We start from the raw sequence: 18,488 nt of genomic DNA on the forward strand, positions 1-18,488 counted from the left end.
GCGACAGTTGCCGAACACCCCATCCACGGACCCGAAACGGGCCTCGCCCGCACGGTCGCCGCGCCGTCCGTACCCGCTCCGAATCCACTCCGCCCGGCCCCCGCCGAGCGGAGACCACCCCACCGGAGGGCCAACATTGACCGTATTGACCGGTCAGTAACGCCCTCCTATGCTCAACGGCGTTCGCGATCCGGCACCGGGCCCGGCGCCGTCGTGCCCGTCGTGCCCGTCCGGTCCGCCGTCGCCATCGGCTCCGTCCTCGGCTCGAAGGGCTTCTCCCATCAGTACTCCCCTCGCCCGCTCGGACGACACCGACCGCCCGGGCGGCACCGACCGCCCGGACGCCCCCGGCCGCCCGTGCGAGGCACCCGCACCGGCCGCCGCCGGCGCGGCCCGCCGCCGCTTCCTCACCTATCTCCTGGCCGCGCCGACCCTCACCGTCGGCGCCCGGCTCGGCCTCGACGCCGCCGCGCCCGCCACCGCACAGGCCGCCGTCCGCACCGCCGCGGCCGCCCAGGACGCCGCCGCCCCCGCGCAGTTGATCGGCCTTCCCGGCATCCCGGACATCCTGGACCTCGGCGACGCGCTGATCGTCGCCGGCCTGCCGACCTCGCACCTGCTGGTGCTCGAACTCACCCCCGCCGGGCGCGCGGTGCTGCACCTGCCCCGGCTGGAGGTCGGCCAGGGCCTCACCACCGCCATCGCGATGCTCGTCGCCGAGGAACTCGACGCCCGGCTCGGCGACGTGGACGTCCCGCTCTCCGACGGCCGCCCCGAACTGCTCTTCAACCAGCTGACCGGCGCCTCCAACTCGGTGCGCTCGCTCTACGACCCGGTGCGCGCCGCGGCCGCCGCCGCCCGCGCCCGGCTGGTGACCGCCGCCGCGCGGCGCTGGAACGTTCCCCCGGACACCCTGCGCACCGCCGACTCCGCCGTCCTCGCCCCCGACGGCCGCCGGGCCGGCTACGGCGACCTCGCCGCCGACGCTGCCGCCATCGCCGTCCCGGCCGTGTCCAGCAGCCCCAAGAGCGCCGACCGGCTGCGCCTGGTCGGCCGGCCCACCGGCCGGATCGACGCCCGCGACATCGTCACCGGCCGCGCCAAGTACGCCGGGGACCTCGCGATCCCGGGCGCCGTCCCCACCGTGGTCGCCCGCCCCACCACCATCAACGGCACCCTCCGGAGCCTGGACGCCTCGGCCGCCCGCACCATGCCCGGTGTGCTCGGCGTGGTACAGATCCCCAGCGGCGTCGCCGTCCTCGCCGAGACCTTCGACCAGGCCCTCAAGGCCCGCGACGCGCTGCGCACCTCGTGGAACCCGGGGCCGGTCGCCCACCTGTCCACCTCCGACATCCGCGCCCAACTGCGCGCCGCCCACGCGCCGTTCCTCATCCCGCCGCTGCTCACCCAGTACGTGGACGGCGAGTTCGACTTCGCCTTCGTCAACCACGCGCCGATGGAGGTGCTGACGGCCGTCGCCGACGTGCGGCCGAACCGGGCCGAGCTGTGGTTCGCCTCACAGACCCCGATCATCGCCCAGCAGACCATCGCCGCCGAACTCGGCCTCCCACAGGACGCCGTCACCGTCCATGTCGTGCGCGGCGGCGGCTCGTTCGGCCGGCGGCTGTTCTTCGACGCCGCCCTGGAGGCCGCCCAGATCTCCAAGGCCGCCGGCCGGCCGGTCAAGCTCATGTGGACGCGCAACGACGACATGCGCCACGGCCGGATGCGCCCGGCCAGCCACCACCGGATCCGGGCCACCTACGGGCTCGGCCAGGTACTCAGCTACGAACACCGCGCCGCCACCGTCAAGACCGACTTCCGGCACGGGCTCGGTGAGATGCTCACCGGCGCCGGCTTCAACCTCTCGCTGGCCGGGCTCAGCCTCGCCCAGGCCTTCTTCCTGCTCAGCGAGAAGAACCCGTACAACGTCGGCATCCCCACCCAACTGCTCGCCGAAGTGCCGCTGGACGTGCACACCGGCAGCTGGCGGTCGGTCTACTCCGGCGCCGTCCGGGTCTCCGACGAGATCATGATGGACGAACTCGCCCGCCGGATGGGCCAGGACGCCGTCGCCTTCCGCCGCGCCCGACTGCGCAGCGCCGCCGGCCGGGCCGTCCTGGACACCGTCGCCAAGGCCGGGAACTGGGGCCGCCCGATGCCGCCCGGCCAGGCCCAGGGCATCGGCTACCACGACGAGAACAGCGGGTGCGCCGCCTACCTGGTCGAGCTGGACGCCACCGACCCGACCGATCCCCGGGTCACCAAGGCCGTGATCGCCGCCGACCTCGGCCGGGTCATCAACCCCACAGGCCTGGAAGCCCAGTTGACCGGCGCGCTGATCGACGGCATCTCGGTGATCCTGCACGCGGGCAACCACATCGACAACGGCGCCGTCCGCGAGGGAAGTTACGCCGACTTCCGGTACGCCCGACAGCGGCACACCCCGCCGGTCGTCGAGATCCACCTCATGCCGCCGAGCGGACCTCCCGGCGGGGCGGGCGAGTTGGGCGTCCCGGCGGCCTCCGCCGCGGTCGCCAACGCCTACGCGCGCGCGACCGGCACCAGCCCGCGCTCCTTCCCCATCAACTTCTGACCCCCGGACCAAGGAACGCCAACTCCCCATGCCCACCCACACCTTCGTCCTGAACGGGCAGCCCGTCACCGTCGAGGCCCCGGACGACATGCCGCTGCTCTGGGTGCTGCGCGACAAGCTCGGCGTCACCGGCCCCAAGTACGGCTGCGGGGTGGGCGTCTGCCGCGCCTGCACCAGCCACCTGGACGGCGAGGAGTTCCAGCCCTGCACCCGCTCCGTCAAGGACTGCGAGGGCCACCGCGTCACCACCATCGAGGGCCTGGCCGACGGCGACACCCTGCACCCCGTCCAGGAGGCCTGGCTCGGCTGCGACGTCGCCCAGTGCGGCTTCTGCCAGCCCGGCCAGATCATGACCGCCGTCGCCCTGCTGCGCCGCACCCCGAACCCGACGGACGCCGACATCGACCAGATCCAGAACATCTGCCGCTGCGGCAGCTACCCACGCATCCGCGAGGCCATCAAGCAGGCGGCGGCCCGGCAGGCCTCGGGCTGACGGCGCGCCGCGACGCGGCTGTCCCGATCGACCCGACGGTCACCGACCCCGACTACCGCGCGCCCTCCGGGTCGCGGCCGAAGAAGCCGGCGAGCCGGTCGTACGGCGAGGCGTCCTCCGGCACGGCGACCTCGGGGCCGAAGGCGTGGTGGTCCTCCTCGCCGCCGCGGTACTCGGGTGTGAGCGCACCGCGGGCCCAGGCGAGGGCGACGAGGGCCACCTCGTGGTCCAGACCGTCCGTGGACTGGTCGGTGGCATGGGCCAGATCCCAGCCGTGGACGGCGAATTCGGCGATCTGCTGGTCCACCGGGAAGCGGGCCGGCAGGGCTCCGACGCCGGGGATCTCCAGCGTCCCGGTGAGGTCGCCGGCCTCCCGCCAGGCGCCGACGAGCGCCTCGGCGCCGGCCTCGAAAGCGTGCAACCAGTCCTCCTCCACCCGCTCGAAGGGCTGCGACCAGTCCGGCTGCCCGCCCTCGGCCCGGACGGTGAACTGCCGCAGGTCGAACAGCAGATGGCTGATCAGGTCGCCGACGTCCCAGGACCGGCAGGCCGTCGGGTGGCCGGCCAGCTCGACGCCGACGCCGTCGATCAGCCCGGCGGTCTGCGCCAGCGCCCGGGCGAGCAGCTCGATCGGGTCTTCCGCTGCGGTCATGGCACACCTCTCGGTCGGCAGAACGGCTGGGAACACGAGTCGGACCGGGCGATCGTAAACGCGCCCACCGACAACCGCCCGCCGCGACACCGGCCCGGTGGTGCGACCACCGGGCCGGTGTCCGTCCCGCGGACCGTCAGGCCGCGAAGCCGCCGTCCACCGCGAGCTCCGCGCCCGTGACGTACCGGCCGTCCTCGCCCACCAGGAAGGCGACGGCGCCGGCGATGTCCGCGCCCGTGCCGAAGCGGCCGAGCGCGGTCAGGCCGCTCTGGAACCCGGCGTCCGGGCCGTCCGCCGGGTTCATGTCGGTGTCGATCGGGCCGGGGTGGAGCACGTTCGCGGTGATCCCGCGCGGGCCGAGCTCCCGGGCCAGTGCCTTGGTCAGGCCGATCAGCGCCGCCTTGCTGGTCGCGTAGAGGGTGGCGCCGGGGAAGGCGACCCGCTTGGCGATACAGCTGCCGATGGTGACGATCCGCCCGCCGTCCGCCAGGTGCGCGGCGGCCGCCTGGGCGAACAGGAACGGCGCCCGGACGTTCACCTCCAGCACCCGGTCGACGTCGTCGAGCGGCAGTTCGCCGATCAGGCCGAGCACACCGACACCCGCGTTGTTCACCAGGACGTCCAGCCGCCCGAACCGCTCCGCGACCGCGGTGACCACGGCCTGCACCTCCTGCGGGTCGGCGCTGTCCGCGCGGACGGCCCACCCGCGCCGCCCCATCGCGGTGATCTTCGCCGCGACCTCCTCGGCCAGCTCGGCCCCGCCCTGGTAGGTCAGGGCGACGTCGGCACCGTCCTCGGCCAGCCGCAGCGCGACCGCCGCCCCGATCCCCCGGCTGCCGCCGGTCACCAGGGCCACCTTGCCGTCGAGCTTCGTCGCGCCGTTCATCGTCATATCTCCAGAACTCCTCGTTCGGACCTGGTCCGACTCGTTCCGATCAGAACCCCTGGTTCCGATCGCGGACATGACTCGATCCTCGACGACGACGCCGGAACGATCCGGCGGTATTCAGACGTCGCGTTCAATCTTCAACTACAACCCCGAACGCCCGCGTGCACCACCTCACGCCCGCTCACGCGCCGCGCCGAGCGGCCGCCCCGGGGAGGGGCGACCGCTCGGCGCGGGTGCGAGGGGGCGAGGAGCCGCAGGGGCGAGGGGGCGTCAGAGGGCCAGGGTCTGGCCCGGGAAGATGAGGTCCGGGTCGCCGCCGATGGTGCGGGCGTTCTTGCCGTACAGGCTGTCGGCGTCGGTGCCGAACTTGGCCGCGATGCCGCTCAGCGTGTCGCCGCTCTTGACGGTGTAGCCGCCGCGCGAGGTGTTCTTCTCCGAGGACGGCGCCGACTGCTGCGGCTTCGACGCCTCCTGCGGCTTCGGCGCCTGCTTGCTCTTCGGCGCCTGCTGGGCCTGCGACGCCTGGGCCTGCGACGTCCGGGTCTGGGACGTCCGGGTCTGGGACGACTGGGCCTTCGGCGCCTGGGTCTTGGGCGCCGCCTTGGCGGCCGGCTTGGACGGCGCGGCGTCCGAGGTGTCGACGGCGGCCGGGGCGCCGCCCTTGCTCAGGCCCGCCTTCGCCGAGCAGACCGGCCACGCGCCGGCGCCCTGCGAGGTGAGGACCTTCTCGGCGACGGAGATCTGCTGCGCCTTGGTCGCCTGGTGGGCCTGGGAGGCGTAGGCGGTCCCGCCGTACGCGGCCCAGGTGGACGGGGTGAACTGCAGTCCGCCGTAGAAGCCGTTGCCGGTGCTGATGCTCCAGTTGCCGCCGCTCTCGCACTGGGCGACGGAGTCCCAGGCGGAGGTGGTCGCGGCGGAGGCCGGGGTGGCCGTGACGAGGCCGGCCACCGGCAGGGCCGCGACGGCGGCGCCCGCGACGACCGCCATCCGCACGCGGTTGCGCTTGGTGGCGGTGGTGTCGGTGGCAGCGGCGGTCTCGTGACGGGAAGTCATGTAAGTCCTCTCGACAAGCCCCGGGCGGGCATGCGGAACCAGGCCCACTACGGGCCGGTCGTCGCGCTCACCTCACTCGATGGGCGGCCGGACACGTGTCGGACGTGCCGTGCCGCCCCGGCCACCTCCGCTCGCCGACGGCCTGTTCGAGCCGGTCGCGTCGGCGGGCACGGCCCTCGCGCCGGGGGTCAGTCGGCGGGCCGTGCGTCGGGGTGAACCCGGGTGGTGCTCGTTGCACCGCCAATGAAGCTACGGGCCACCCCGGGGTGCAGCAAGCAATTCTTGCTCCCCGCAGGTCAGTTGACTGTTACCGGCGGTATCGATCAAGGAACTGCGTCCAGTTCGACCAGGTTTGACCACATTTTCAAGATCAAATGGTCAATTCCCGTGCCCGCGCTCACATCTGTCCATCCGTGAAGTCGCGCACACCATCAACAATCGGCAATCATGTGACGACGCACCGTCACCACCGAAGCCGGAGTTCCCCGTTCCGCACCGCCGCCGGGTGGCATCCGCCACACCCGCGACGCTCCGTCATCGAAGCGACACGCTCAGTCCCGGCCGCCGAGCTCCGCGTCCCGCGCCAGCAGCGCCGCCTGCACCCGGTTCTCGCAGCCCAGCTTGGCCAGGATCCGGCTGACGTAGGTCTTCACCGTCGCCTCGCTCATGTGGATCCGCGCCCCCGCGTCGGCGTTGGACAGACCCTCGCCGAGCAGCGCCAACACCTCCAGCTCACGGGCGGTGAGCACCTCCAGCCGGCGCCGGGCCGCCGCGCCGCGGGCGGCCACCGAACCGCTGCGCCCGGAGGCCAGCGAGTCGACGATGTGCCGGGTGGCGGCCGGGGAGAGGAAGGCGTTCCCACCGGCCGCCGCACGCACCGCCTGGATCAACTCGTGCGGCGCGGTGTCCTTGAGCAGGAATCCGGCGCCGCCCTCGGTCACGGCGCGCAGGACGTTCTCGCGCTCCCCGAAGGTGGTGAGAATTAGCGCCCGCGCGCCGGGCGCGACCTTCGGCAGCTCCCCGAGCGCCGTCAGCCCGTCCATCACCGGCATCTGGATGTCCAGCAGCACCACGTCCACCCGGTGCGCCCGCGCCAGCTCCAACGCCTCCCGGCCGTCGGCGGCCTCGGCGACCACCTCGATGTCGGTGGCGGAGCCCAGGATCATCCTGATCCCGGCCCGGATGAGCGGCTCGTCGTCGGCGACGAGGACTCGGATCACGGCTGGTCATTCCCCTCGAACGGTGCTGCGGCAGGAGCACCATCCTCACATCCCGGCCGAACGGGGCGTTCCACCCGGTCAGGACTTCGTGAGGTAGTGCTCCTTGTCCGCCAGCACCCCGTCCTTGAAGCAGAACCGCACGACGTTGTCCTGGCCCCAGGTCTCGCTGAGGTCGCTGGACAGGTACCAGCGGCAGTCCGCGCCCTCCGGCGGCGTCGGCCCGGTGCCCCGGTAGCCCTCGGTGAAGAAGTCGCTTCCCGGGGGCAGCCGGCGCAGCACATCGGCCTCCGGCGTACCGATCTGCATCTCGTCGTACACCGGCTTCTGCACCGTCGCGTCGTCGGTGCCTTGGACGAAGGCCAGCACGCCCCAGATCAGCAGCCCCAGCACGGTCAGCCCGACCACCCCCACCCCGACCGCGCAGCCGATCGCCGGGCTGCGCCGCCCGTCGCGCTCCCCGTCCACCGGCGGCAGGCCGTCCAGCACCCAGTCGTCGACCCCGGCGATCCCGGCCCCCGCGCCGCCGTCGCCCGCGCCCTCCGCCCCCTCGTACGGCAGCACGCCGGCCAGCCGGAAGCCCTGCTCGGGCGTCGGACCGGCGTGCACCATGCCGCCGACCAGCCGGGCCCGCTCGCGCAGACCGGTCAGCCCCTGGCCGCCGCTGACCGCCGGTCCCGCGCCGACGCGCGCGCCCACGAGCTCCGGCGCGCACGGATTGACGACCTCCACCACCAGCGCGTCCGGTTCGTACCGGAGCGCGACGGCGATCGGTGCGCCGAGGGAGTGCTTGTGCGCGTTGGTGAGCGCCTCCTGCACGACCCGGTACGCCGCGTGGTCGACCGCTGCGGCCAGCGGGCGCCGCTCGCCCTCCCGGGAGAAGGTGACCTCCGCCCCGGCCGCCCGCGAGGACTCCACCAGCCCCTCGATCCCGTCCACCCCGCCCCGCACCGGCGCCGCACCCGTCGCCGGCGGCACCGCCGTCGACTCGTCGTGCAGCACGCCGACCACCTCGCGCAGCTCCCGCATCGCCGCGACCGCCGCCTGCCGCAGCACCCCGACCGCCTCCCGCTGCCGGTCGCTGAGCGTACGGTCCACCTCCAGCGCGCCGGAGTGCACGGAGATCAGCGCGAGCTGGTGGCCGAGGCTGTCGTGCATGTCCTGGGCGATCCGGTGCCGCTCGCGCAGCCGCGCCTGGTGCACCACCATGACGCGCTCGCGCAGCAACTGGTCGTTGCGCTCGCGCAGCGCGTCCAGCAGGGCGCGGCGCTGCGCCCGGTAGCGGCCCCAGAGCGCGGGCAGCACCGCGACCAGCAGGAAGGCGCCGAGCGAGAGCCCGAAGATCAGCTTGGGCGAGGCCGAGCCGGCGTCCTTCAGCACCCCGGTCACGGTGAACAGCACCCAGCTCACCGCGAAGGTGCCGACCAGCGCGCCGACCCGGCGCATCCTGGCCCCGACCGTCCAGCCCGCGCAGACCAGCAGCGGCAACGTCCCGAGCGAGTCGCCGGTCGCGGCCGCGGCGAGCATCAGCACGGGGGCCGGGAACGCCGGACGCAGCACCCACAGCAGTGCCGCCCCGAACCCGACCGGCACCGCCAGGCCGGAGCCGGCGGCCGCCTCCAGCAGGGCCGCGACCCCGCCCATCAGCAGTGCGAGCGCGCTCTGGCCCACCACCCGCCGGGGCGGCCAGGGCCCCGGGAACGCCGTCCGTACCGCCTTCTTCCAGGCCCGTGCCATCGCATCCACCCGTCGAGGCTAGCGGGCCGCTCGATCCGGCCGCCGCCACCGTTCGTCGCCGCCGCCCCCGACGAAAGTCGCCGCTGCCGGGCCGGGCCCGGCCCTCGCCCGGCCCGGCCCTCAGCCGAAAGCCGTGAGCAGCAGCGCCACGTCGTCCACCCGGTGCGACGGGCCGACCTCGCGCAGCACCCGCTCCGCCAGGCCCTCCAGGTCCTCCGGCCCGTCCGCCCCGCCGCGCGCGAGCGCGGCCCGCAGCCGGTCCACCCCTTGGTCGATCGCCACCGCCGGGTCCTCCACCAGCCCGTCCGTGTACAGCGCGAGCACCGAGCCGGGCGCCAGGCACAGCTCGCTGACCGGGTACTCGGCCTCGTCGTCCACGCCCAGCAGCGCCCCGCCCGGCACGTCGAGCGCCTCGGCCCGTCCGTCCGGGTGGCGCAGCACCGGCGGCAGGTGCCCGGCCCGGGCGATCCGGACGGAGCCGTCGGCGGGGGTGAGGCGGACCAGGCAGCAGCTGGCGAGCAGGCCGGGGTCGAGGTCCAGGAGGAGCCGGTTGGTACGGCAGAGCACCTGGCCGGGCGGGTCGTCGGTGGTGGCGAAGGCGCGGACGGCGCTGCGCAGCTGGCCCATGGCGGCGGCCGCGCCGACGCTGTGGCCCTCGACGTCGCCGATCACCAGGGTGACGTCCCCGCCGGTGACGATCGCGTCGTACCAGTCGCCGCCGATCTCCATGCCCTGGGTGCCGGGCAGGTAGCGGGCGGTGATCCGGATACCGGGCACGTCCGGGAGCCGGTGCGGCAGCAACGCGTGCTGCAGGCCGCGGGCCAGGGCGAACTCGGCGTCGTACAGCCGGGCCCGCTCCAGCGCCTGGGCGATGAAGCCGCCGAGCGCGGTGAGCAGGCCGCGGTCCTCGGCGGTGAAGGGGCGCGGCCGGTCGAAGCCGAGGATGCAGCTGCCGACCGGGTGGCCGGAGGCGATCAGCGGCAGGAAGGCCCAGGCGCCCATCTCGTCGAGCGCGATGTCGGGGTAGGCGGCGGCGAGTTCCTGGACCGACTCGAAGAAGATCGGGGTGCCGGTGCTCAGCGTCTCCGCGCCCGGGATGCGGGCGCCGACCGGGGTGCCCTCGAAGCGGTCCAGGAAGCCCTCGGGGTAGCCGCTCTGCGAGACCAGGTGCAGGTGCTTGTCGCGCACCCCGTAGATGGCGAGCTCCTGGCCGCCGAAGGCCGGCAGGATCTCCTCGGCCACCACCCGGCAGACGTCCCGCACGCTGACGGCCTCGGTGAGCGCGCTGGCGAGCTGGAGCAGGTGGTAGGTGCCGCCGACGCCGGTCGGCAGGTCGGACCGGACACCGGGCGGGACGGTGGCCGGCGGCTCGGCCGTACCCGGCGGGGGCCCGGCGGCCACCACCCGGCCGGTGACGCCGTGCGCGTCGGGGTAGAGCGAGAAGGCGAGCCAGCTGCCCGGCGGGCGGAGGGCCAGGAAGGCGGTGGGCTGCTGGGAGAGCAGGGCGGCCCGGTAGCGGTTCTCGTAGAACGGGTCGGCGAGCCAGGACAGCGCGTGCCACGGGTGGTGGCCGACCAGGTCCTCGCGGCGCGCCTGCAGCAGCGGCTCGGCGCTGCGGTTGGCGTAGCTGATCCGGCCGTCCGGGTCGAGCGAGAAGACGCCGTCGCGCAGCCGCTCGACGGCGGCCGCGGCGGCGGTGAGGGTGCGGGCGTCCAGCACGGCGCCGACCAGGTGGGTACGGCCGTCGCTGATGGCGGGCACGCGCGCCCAGAGCTCCACCGGGTACGGGTGGCCGTCCGGCCCGAGCACCCGGACCCTGGCCGCCAGCACCTCGCCCCGGACCAGCGCGATCCGGGCGGCGGACCGGAACTCGGGCCGGTCTCCGGGGGCGATCCGGGCTGCCAGCGAGGCCACCGTGCCGTCGAACTCGCCGGGGCCGAAGCCGAAGATCGTCCGGAACTGCTCGTCGGCGGCCAGCGCCCCGGTGGCGACGTTCCAGTCGAACAACCCGACCCGGATGGTCGGCGCGGACGGCGACGGCAGCTCGACCACGGCCGCGTCGGCGCCGGGCTCCACCGGGTGCCCGCTTGCCACCAGCCCCGCCAGCCCGGCGGCCAGCCGCTCGGCCACCTCCACCAGCCGCCGCGGGGCGCCCTCCGGCACGCCCTCGGCCGAGGCCGGCCAGAGCGCGCTGATCACCCCGAACCGCTCCCCCCCGCTCGCCACCGGCACGCAGGCGGAGGCGAAGTCGTACGGCATGCCGACCGCGAGCTGCGGGAAGCGCCGCATGGTGTCCTCGGTGTCGGAGAGGATGATCGTCCGCCCGGTGCGGAAGCAGACCGCGACCGGCAGCGGCCCGGCGGCGGCGATCCGCCGGAACGGGCTCATGATCGACAGCGGTACGCCCGCGATCGTGCAGATCACCAGCGAACGCCCGTCCCGCGAGCGCAGGTACAGCATCACGCCGTACGCTCCGGTGTCGCCGAGCGCCCTGCGGACGGCGCCCGTCAGCAGGTCGTCCCGCTCGTGGTCCGCCGGGGCGGCGTCGGGCTCCTGCGACCGGTGCGGGTCGGGCCGCACCGCCCGGGCACGGCCCTCCGCGTGCGGATGGCGCATGCTCTTTTGCTACGCCGGGCCCAGGGGCGTGTCAAGGCGAGCCCCGGGCGGCCGGCCTCCGGCCCGGGGTGCCCGCCCACCCCGCGTGCGCCAGCATGGACGGCATGCCGCGCAACCCCGGCCGCACCACCGTGGTCAACCTCAAGGGCCACCGCGACGACCCCGCCTACGCCGACGTCGTCTACGTCGGCCGCGCCATGCACCGCGGCGGCTGGCACCTGCCCGACTCGCCGCTGCACTGCCCCTACCGGCCCGGCCCCGACCTCACCCGCGAGCAGATGGTCGTCAAGTACCGCGCCCACCTCCTCGCCCGCCCCGACCTGCTCGCCCTCGTGCCAGCGCTGCGCGGTCACCGCCTCGGCTGCTGGTGCGCCCCGCTCCCCTGCCACGCCGACGTCCTCGCCGACCTCGCCGACCACCCCCCGAACGGCTGACGGCGCACAGCCCGGAGAGGTCGGCCTCCACCGCGTCCGGCAGCACGGCCCCGACCGGCCCGGTGAACGACTCCCCCGCCCGGTACACCCGGCTCACCGCGGCGGTTTCGGGTGGTCCGGGGCCTGTTCGATATCCTCCGGGCGGGTGGTGGCGCGAGGGGCGCCCCGGGGGGAAGCGGGAGCCGGTATGCAGTCGCCATCGTCCGAGGGACCCGTGCGCGAGGCGTCGTGGCGGTGGGACGGGGAGGCGGACGGCGTCGCGCAGGCCCCCGAGGACGTGGTCGGCGGGGGCGGCGACGGGCCGCGGCTGAGCCGGCGCGGGCTGCTGGCGGGCGCCGGGGTGCTGGCGGCGGGCGGGGCGGTGTGGGCGTTCGGCCGTTCAGGTGCGGACCAGCCGGCTCCGCCGCCGAAACCGCAGCCGACCCCGCTGTCCGGGCCGACCCCGGTGTGGACGTACCGGGGGCCGGAGGCGATGACGCCCGAGCGGCTGGCCGGCCGCACGACCGGGCCGGTGTTCCTCTCCCGGGCCGGGCTCCAGGTCGTGGACCCGGCCACCGGCGCCGCCGCCCGGCTGCTGACCTTCGAGGCGCCGAGCAGGGACTGGCCGAGCGATCTGGAGCTGCTGCCGAAGGTGGTGCTGGGGCCGGACAGGATGTTCACCACGACCTCCCCCGGCCACCTCGACTCCCGCCACCTCAGCGACCCCGCCGCCGACTGGAGCCTGCCGCTGCCCGACGATCTGCAGGGCTCCCTCCACCTGGCCGGCTGCGACGACGACACCCTGTACGGCTACGCCTGGAGCCCGGGGTGGGAGAAGTCCGCCACGGTGAAGAACCGCATCTTCGCGATCCGGATCTCGGACCGCTCGGTGCTCTGGAACCTCCCCACCGACCGGGACGAGCAGCCGGTCGGTCCGGTCACGGCCCCCGGCGGCCGCATCCCGTACGTGCGCAACCTGGGCGGCCGCGCCGAGCTGGTGGTCCGGGACGCCGCCGACGGCCGGGAGCTGTGGAAGGCGACCGCCGAGGACCTGCGCTGGTGCATCTGCGGCCCGGCGAACGTCTACGTCCCCGAAGGCGCCGGCGTCCGCGCGCTGCGCCCGACCGGCGAGCCGGCCTGGACGGTCTCCCCCGCCCGGGACGAGTCGTGGCGGGCGATGCCCCCGGTCCCCGACGGCCCGCGGATCTACCTCCCGCGCGACAACGGCCTGGTCACCGGGCATGACGCGGCCACCGGTGCCCTGCAGTGGTCGTACCGGCTGCCGTTCCTGCTGGACAGCCGCAGCCACCCGCTGGTGGTCGGCGGCACGCTGTTCGTCCCCGGCCCGGCCGCCGCCGGGGTCTGCGCGATCGACACCGCGAACGGCCGGCCGCGCTGGACCTTCCGCGACTCCGGCCCCGGCAAGGACGTCTGGTCCCTCGCCGCCGACGCGGGCCACCTGTACGCCGGCCACGACGACGTCCTGCACGCCCTCCCGCTCACCTGACCGACCCACCTGACCGCCCCACGTGAACGGCCCACCCGACCGACTCACCCGAACGCCCGCCCGGCACGGCAGGATGGCCTGATGCAGGTACGCCCGATCTCCCCCGAACAGCTGGCCGAACTGCTCGCCGACCGCATCACCGCGCTGCCCGGCGCCGGCCGGCGGTGGCTGCGGGTGGCGGTGGACGGCGCCGGGCCCGCCCGCCCCGACCTGCTCGCCGACGCCCTGGTGGAGCCACTGCGGCTGCGCGGGCGCCCCGCGCTGCGGGTGTCGGCGGCGGGCTTCCTGCGCCCGGCCTCGATCCGCCTGGAGTACGGCCACCAGGACGCGGACGCCTTCCACGACCTCTGGCTGGACGACAGCGCCCTGCTGCGCGAGGTGCTGGACCCGCTGGAGCCCGGCGGCAGCGGCCGCGTCCTGTCCTCGCTCCGCGACCCGGCGACGGACCGCTCGACCCGCGTGCCGTACACCGAACTGCCGCCCGGCGGCGTGCTGTTGCTGGACGGCGCCCTGTTGCTCGGCCGCTGGCTGCCGCTGGAGCTGACCGTCCATCTGGCGCTCACCCCGACCGCCCTGGCCCGCCGCATGCCCGCCGACCAGCAGTGGACGCTGCCCGCCTTCGCCCGCTACGAGGCGGAGACCGGCCCGGCCGAGGCCGCCGACGTCACCGTACGGGTGGACGACCCGCGCCACCCGGCCCTGGTCGAGCGGACCTGAAGGGCGAACCGGCCGAACCGGCCGGCGCCGGCCCGCGCTGGCAGTAGGGGCACCAGTACGCCACCCGGTCCTGCGGGGGCGTGCCCTGGCGAGCGGTCCGGACGAGGGTGCCGCAGCGCGGGCAGGGGCGGCCGGCCCGGCCGTGGACCCAGTGCTGGTGGCCGCGTCTGGTGTCGCCGGTGGTGATGTGGCCGGGGCGCAGCCGGTTGGCGTCGAGGAGTTCCCGGGCCAGCTCCACCAGTCGGTCGGGGCACGGGAGTTGGCCGACTTCGGTCCACGGGGTGACGCCGGCCAGGTAGCACAGCTCGGCCGCGTAGACGTTGCCGATGCCGGCCAGGTTGCGCTGGTCGAGCAGCGCCTCGGCGACCGGGCGGCCGGGGTGGGCGAGCAGTCGGCGGACGGCCTCGACCGGGTCCCAGTCGGGGCCGAGCAGGTCGGGGCCGAGATGGCCGACGGCGCGCTGCTCGTCGGCGGTGCGCAGCAGTTCGACGACGGGCAGCCGGTAGCCGACGGCGGTGCCCCGGTCGGTGCCGAGGATGGCGCGGATCTGCCAGGCGGGGCCGGCGGCCCAGCGCTCGCCGGGCCGGTAGACCTCCCAGCGGCCGTCCATCCGCAGGTGGGTGTGCAGGGTGAGGCCGCCTTCGAGGCGGGTGAGCAGGTGCTTGCCGCGCGGGGCGACCTCCAGCACCCGGCGGCCGCCGAGCACGGCCGTGGCGTGCGCGGGCACCCGCAGGTCGGCGCTGGTCAGCACCTGTCCGGCGAGGGTGTCGTGCAGCCGGGCCGCCGCACGGTAGACGGAGTCACCTTCTGGCATGCCTCCATCCTCCTCCGCGCGGCGGCCCGACGGGAGCGCGGGCGGCCCTGCCGTGGGCCACCCGGCCGAGGGCTACCGGCTACTCGGCCACGGGCGCCTGGCCCTCGCGGACGACGACGACCGGGCAGGGCGCGTGCTCGGTGAGGTGGCGGCCGACCGAGCCGAGCAGCACGCCGGAGAAGCCGCCGAGGCCGCGGCTGCCGACGACGAGCAGCGCGGCGCCCTTGGCGGCCGCCAGCAGGGCCTGCGCGGCGTTGCCGGGCATCACGCTCTCGCTGATCCGCACGCCCGGGTCGTCGCCGACCACCTTGACGACGGTGTCGGAGAGGGTCTTGCCGGCCAGTTCCTCGGGGTTGAAGGCCTCGGCCGTGGGCACGCCCGCCCCGGCCCAGCCGTAGAACGCCGGGTACTCCCAGGCGGCGATCGCGTTGATGGTCCCGCCGACGGCCCGCGCGTAGTCCACCGCCCAACGCAGCGCCTGCTCCGAGGCGGGCGAGCCGTCCACGCCGACGACGATCCGGGGGTTGGCACTCATGGCGTCACTCCTTAGCGCTCTGTTCCTGCTCGGACTCCTACTCGGTCCCGACACCCCGAACATAGATCAAATCGGCTGTGCAGCCGGTATTTGCCACGCCGCGATCGCATTTCACATTCGGATCGAGCGCAGCAGGCCCGTTCGGTCTGAGGTTCTTCGAGAATGCAGGTTCTTCGAGAATGCCCGGATGCCGGGCAAGCCGCGCCGCCGTACCGGCGGATTCGCCGACCTCCTCGCCGCCCGCCACCCCGGGAGCGCGCGGGCGACGGCCGGGTGCTGCGCCACGTCGACACCTTCTGCTGACTCAACTCCGGTACGCGGCCCAGGAGTCGGACATCCGCTGGACCTGCCCGGGGGTGAACTGGGTCATGCAGGAGTCATAGCTGTAGTCCATGAAGTTGTGGATCGGGTCCAGTCCGGGACCGGTGCAGGTGTGGCGGCCCTCGGGGCAGCCGAAGGCGGCGGTGCGCTCGGGCGTGGTGTCGTCCACGTAGTCCCCCGGGGGCAGGCAGCCGCCCTGGAAGGTGTGGAAGAGGCCGAGCCAGTGGCCGATCTCGTGGGTGGCGGTGTTGCCCTCGTTGTAGTGGGTGGCGGAGCCGCCCGGCAGCGAGGCGTCGAGGAGGACCACGCCGTCGTCCGCGGGGTTCGAACGGTAGGCGCTCGGGAAGGTCGACCAGCCGAGCAAGGACTGGCCGAGCTTGGCGGTGTAGAGGTTGAGGGTGCCCGCCGCGCCCCTGCGCAGCACGCTCTTCATCGCCTGCTCGGCCGAGGAACCGGGGGTGATGCCGTTGTACCAGGAGGCGTTGTCGGTGTAGTCGGTGCCGGCCAGCTCGAAGTGGAACCGGCTGGGGGTGTTGCCGTCGCCCTGGCCCCCGTAGGCGGCGTTGAGACGGCCGATCTGGGCGGCGACGACGCCCCCGTCGAGCCGGCCGGTGTCTCCGGCGTGGATCACGTGGACGAAGACCGGGACGGTCGTCGGGGCACCGATCCGGGCGTGGGCGGAGGAGAGCTGGGCGAGCCGGTGGTCGAGGTCCGCCTGCATCGCGCGGGCCTCGGCGGCGGTGACGGCGTTCGGGTCCCGCCCGGCCTGGCTGCCGGCCGGCTTGCGGGCGGCGGCGTCGGAGCCGGCGTCGGAGTCGGACCCTGCGCAGGCCGCGGTGGCGGCGGCGGTCGCGGCGGCGGAGTGCGGGGGCGGGGCGGCGAGCTGGCCGAGGCCTGCGGCCGCGACCAGCGCGGCGGCACAGGGGAACAGGCGGGGGGCACGCGAACGCGCCCGGGCAGTACGGCGCATCTGCGCTCCTGACAGGGGAGTTGAGGGAGTGTCGGCCGCGCCCCGCCCGAGGACGTCCGCCGGGCCCGCCCGGCTCGGCGCGGATTCGCCGAGACTACGACGCGACGAAGACGATCTCCCGTAGGGCGCGCGCGGCGGCCCGGTCGAGTACCACCGCCGACGCACACCCGTCCGGCGGCCCCTCCGCCGCCGTGAGCCCGCGCCGCAGCCGGTCGACGGCGGCCCGGTGCCGGGCGAAGGCGTAGCCGGAGACGCTCTGGCCCCGGCTCTGCTGGCCCTCCCGCGCCTCGGCCGGGTCGACGTCCAGCAGCAGCAGGTGGACCCGGCGGCCCTGCCGGGCGGCGGTACGGGTCAGCCAGGCCCGCACCCAGGGCAGCGAGCCGCAGTCGTGCACCGCGAGCGGCCCGCCGGCCAGCACCGCGCGCCGCAGCCGCCGGTAGTGCGCGATCCGCGCCAGCGGGCGGTACCAGGCGTACGGGAGGCGGCCGGGCAGTCTGGCCGCGTACTCCTCGCGGACCAGCTGGGAGTCGACCAGCGGGGCGCGCACACAGCGGCGCATCAGGGTGCTCTTGCCGCCGCCGGGGAGCCCGGAGACGATCAGCAGGTCGCCGGCCGGGTAGTGCAGCGCCGCCGGGGCGGGGCCGGGCCGCAGGTCGTGCAGGCCGGGCTGCACCCGCACGGCCCGCTCCACCGGCTCGATCCGTGCGGCCCGCTCAACACGCTCGGCCCGTACCGCCTGCTCGGCCTGCTCGGCGGCGGCGCGAGGCGGCGGCACCCGTGGTGCCGCCGCCTCCACCGTTCTCGTCCTGGCCACCGGTCCTCCCCCCGTCGTTCCTCCCCTTGGAGCATTACGCATTCCCAAGGGCGAGTAAAGACCGCTGGTCGCCGGGTACGGACCGCCGCGGCGGGAACCCGGTCGGTCAGCCGAGCTGCGGGGCGACCCGGGAGGCGATGAGCTCCAGGTGGTCGAGGTCGTCCAGGTCCAGGATCTGCAGGTAGATCCGCTCGCTGCCGACCGCCGCGTACCGGCCGATCCTCTCGGCGACCTCCTCCGGGGTGCCGGCCAGGCCGTTGGCCTTCAGCTCGTCGACGTCCCGGCCGATCACGGCCGCCCGGCGGGCCACCTCGGCGTCGTCCCGGCCGACGCAGGCGACCAGCGCGTTGGAGTACACCAGGTCCTCGGCCGAACGCCCGGCCTGCTCGACAGCGGCCCTGACGCGGCCGAACTGGGCGGCGCTGTCCTCGACCGAGGCGAACGGCAGGTTGAACTCGTCGGCGAAGCGGGCGGCCAGCGCCGGGGTCCGCTTCGGGCCGAGCCCGCCGACCAGCACCGGGATCCGGTCCTGGGCCGGCTTGGGCAGCGCGGGCGAGTCGGTCAGCGTGTAGTACTCCCCGGCGAAGTCGAAGGTCTCGCCGAACTTGGTGTTCCACAGGCCGGTGATGATCGCCAGCTGCTCCTCCAGCCGACCGAACTTCTCCTTCGGGAAGGGGATGCCGTAGGCGGCGTGCTCGGCCTCGTACCAGCCGGCGCCGAGGCCGAACTCGACCCGGCCGCCGCTCATCGCGTCCACCTGGGCGACCTGGATCGCGGTGACGCCGGGGAGGCGGAAGGTGGCGGCGGTCATCAGGGTACCGAGGCGGATGGTGCGGGTTTCGCGGGCGAGGCCGGCCAGGGTGATCCAGGCGTCGGTCGGCCCGGGCAGGCCGTCGGCGTCGCCCATCTTCAGGTAGTGGTCGGAGCGGAAGAACGCGCTGAAGGCACCCAGGTCCTCGGCGGCGCGGGCGACCGTCAGAAGGGTGTCGTAGCTCGCGCCCTGCTGCGGTTCGGTGAAGATGCGGAGATCCATACGGGCCATTCTGGTACAGACCACCCGGTGATCGGCGCAGAGATCCGGCCAAGCCGCCGAACCTGCCGAAGGTGGCCAAGGTCTCAGCACGGAACCGTCACAGCCCGCCGG

The 18,488-nt window shown here is 74.9% G+C and carries 17 protein-coding genes; 5 read left to right on the forward strand and 12 right to left on the reverse strand.

Annotated elements, in window-relative coordinates; all coding sequences use genetic code 11:
• Positions 1 to 169: 169 nt before the first annotated feature.
• On the forward strand, positions 170 to 2,596 hold the full coding sequence (locus tag P3T27_RS23045; RefSeq protein WP_280681409.1) for a molybdopterin cofactor-binding domain-containing protein: 2,427 nt from the start codon (positions 170 to 172) through the stop codon (positions 2,594 to 2,596).
• Between the two features lie 28 nt (positions 2,597 to 2,624).
• Positions 2,625 to 3,089, forward strand: a complete 465-nt coding sequence (locus P3T27_RS23050; RefSeq protein ID WP_280681411.1) for a 2Fe-2S iron-sulfur cluster-binding protein — start codon at positions 2,625 to 2,627, stop codon at positions 3,087 to 3,089.
• 52 nt (positions 3,090 to 3,141) lie between these two features.
• On the opposite strand, the gene P3T27_RS23055 is transcribed toward P3T27_RS23050, so the two are convergent.
• The 6 genes from P3T27_RS23055 to P3T27_RS23080 all read right to left on the reverse strand — a co-directional run bounded on the left by P3T27_RS23055 (position 3,142) and on the right by P3T27_RS23080 (position 11,253).
• Positions 3,142 to 3,741 (reverse strand): TIGR03086 family metal-binding protein, encoded by a 600-nt coding sequence (locus P3T27_RS23055; RefSeq protein WP_280681413.1) that lies wholly within the window; start codon positions 3,739 to 3,741, stop codon positions 3,142 to 3,144.
• A 136-nt stretch (positions 3,742 to 3,877) separates the two neighbouring features.
• On the reverse strand, positions 3,878 to 4,627 hold the full coding sequence (locus tag P3T27_RS23060; RefSeq protein ID WP_280681595.1) for an SDR family oxidoreductase: 750 nt from the start codon (positions 4,625 to 4,627) through the stop codon (positions 3,878 to 3,880).
• 273 nt (positions 4,628 to 4,900) lie between these two features.
• Positions 4,901 to 5,683 carry a transglycosylase family protein gene (locus P3T27_RS23065; RefSeq protein ID WP_280681415.1) on the reverse strand — a complete coding sequence of 261 codons (783 nt, stop codon included), beginning with the start codon at positions 5,681 to 5,683 and terminating at the stop codon, positions 4,901 to 4,903.
• A 551-nt stretch (positions 5,684 to 6,234) separates the two neighbouring features.
• A complete protein-coding gene (locus tag P3T27_RS23070) occupies positions 6,235 to 6,903 on the reverse strand; it encodes a response regulator transcription factor (protein ID WP_280681417.1) in 669 nt (222 codons plus the stop codon).
• Positions 6,904 to 6,981: 78 nt separating this feature from the next.
• Complete coding sequence (locus P3T27_RS23075) at positions 6,982 to 8,637, reverse strand: histidine kinase (protein ID WP_280681597.1); 1,656 nt, start codon at positions 8,635 to 8,637, stop codon at positions 6,982 to 6,984.
• Positions 8,638 to 8,757: 120 nt separating this feature from the next.
• Entirely contained in the window at positions 8,758 to 11,253 is a 2,496-nt protein-coding gene (locus P3T27_RS23080) for a SpoIIE family protein phosphatase (protein ID WP_280681419.1), read from the reverse strand.
• Between the two features lie 104 nt (positions 11,254 to 11,357).
• Between P3T27_RS23080 and P3T27_RS23085 the strand changes: the two genes are divergently transcribed.
• The 3 genes from P3T27_RS23085 (at position 11,358) to P3T27_RS23095 (ending at position 13,890) form a co-directional block, all read left to right on the forward strand.
• A complete protein-coding gene (locus P3T27_RS23085) occupies positions 11,358 to 11,687 on the forward strand; it encodes a DUF4326 domain-containing protein (protein WP_280681421.1) in 330 nt (109 codons plus the stop codon).
• 187 nt (positions 11,688 to 11,874) lie between these two features.
• Positions 11,875 to 13,173 carry a PQQ-binding-like beta-propeller repeat protein gene (locus P3T27_RS23090; RefSeq protein ID WP_280681423.1) on the forward strand — a complete coding sequence of 433 codons (1,299 nt, stop codon included), beginning with the start codon at positions 11,875 to 11,877 and terminating at the stop codon, positions 13,171 to 13,173.
• Between the two features lie 81 nt (positions 13,174 to 13,254).
• Complete coding sequence (locus P3T27_RS23095) at positions 13,255 to 13,890, forward strand: uridine kinase (protein WP_280681425.1); 636 nt, start codon at positions 13,255 to 13,257, stop codon at positions 13,888 to 13,890.
• Here P3T27_RS23095 and P3T27_RS23100 read toward each other — a convergent pair.
• The 6 genes from P3T27_RS23100 to P3T27_RS23125 all read right to left on the reverse strand — a co-directional run bounded on the left by P3T27_RS23100 (position 13,838) and on the right by P3T27_RS23125 (position 18,377).
• Positions 13,838 to 14,704, reverse strand: a complete 867-nt coding sequence (locus P3T27_RS23100; RefSeq protein ID WP_280681427.1) for a DNA-formamidopyrimidine glycosylase family protein — start codon at positions 14,702 to 14,704, stop codon at positions 13,838 to 13,840. The genes P3T27_RS23095 and P3T27_RS23100 overlap by 53 nt on opposite strands.
• A 79-nt stretch (positions 14,705 to 14,783) precedes the next feature.
• The gene (locus P3T27_RS23105) at positions 14,784 to 15,239 is read right to left on the reverse strand and encodes a universal stress protein (protein WP_280681429.1); all 456 of its coding nucleotides are present in this window, start codon (positions 15,237 to 15,239) and stop codon (positions 14,784 to 14,786) included.
• A 37-nt stretch (positions 15,240 to 15,276) separates the two neighbouring features.
• A complete protein-coding gene (locus P3T27_RS23110) occupies positions 15,277 to 15,486 on the reverse strand; it encodes a hypothetical protein (protein WP_280681431.1) in 210 nt (69 codons plus the stop codon).
• Positions 15,487 to 15,543: 57 nt separating this feature from the next.
• The gene (locus P3T27_RS23115; protein ID WP_280681432.1) at positions 15,544 to 16,530 is read right to left on the reverse strand and encodes a zinc metalloprotease; all 987 of its coding nucleotides are present in this window, start codon (positions 16,528 to 16,530) and stop codon (positions 15,544 to 15,546) included.
• Between the two features lie 94 nt (positions 16,531 to 16,624).
• Complete coding sequence (locus tag P3T27_RS23120; protein ID WP_280681433.1) at positions 16,625 to 17,344, reverse strand: AAA family ATPase; 720 nt, start codon at positions 17,342 to 17,344, stop codon at positions 16,625 to 16,627.
• A gap of 106 nt (positions 17,345 to 17,450) precedes the next feature.
• On the reverse strand, positions 17,451 to 18,377 hold the full coding sequence (locus P3T27_RS23125) for an LLM class F420-dependent oxidoreductase (protein WP_280681435.1): 927 nt from the start codon (positions 18,375 to 18,377) through the stop codon (positions 17,451 to 17,453).
• Positions 18,378 to 18,488: the final 111 nt, after the last annotated feature.

Origin of the sequence: Kitasatospora sp. MAA19 (assembly GCF_029894125.1) — a bacterium.
Classification (GTDB): domain Bacteria; phylum Actinomycetota; class Actinomycetes; order Streptomycetales; family Streptomycetaceae; genus Kitasatospora.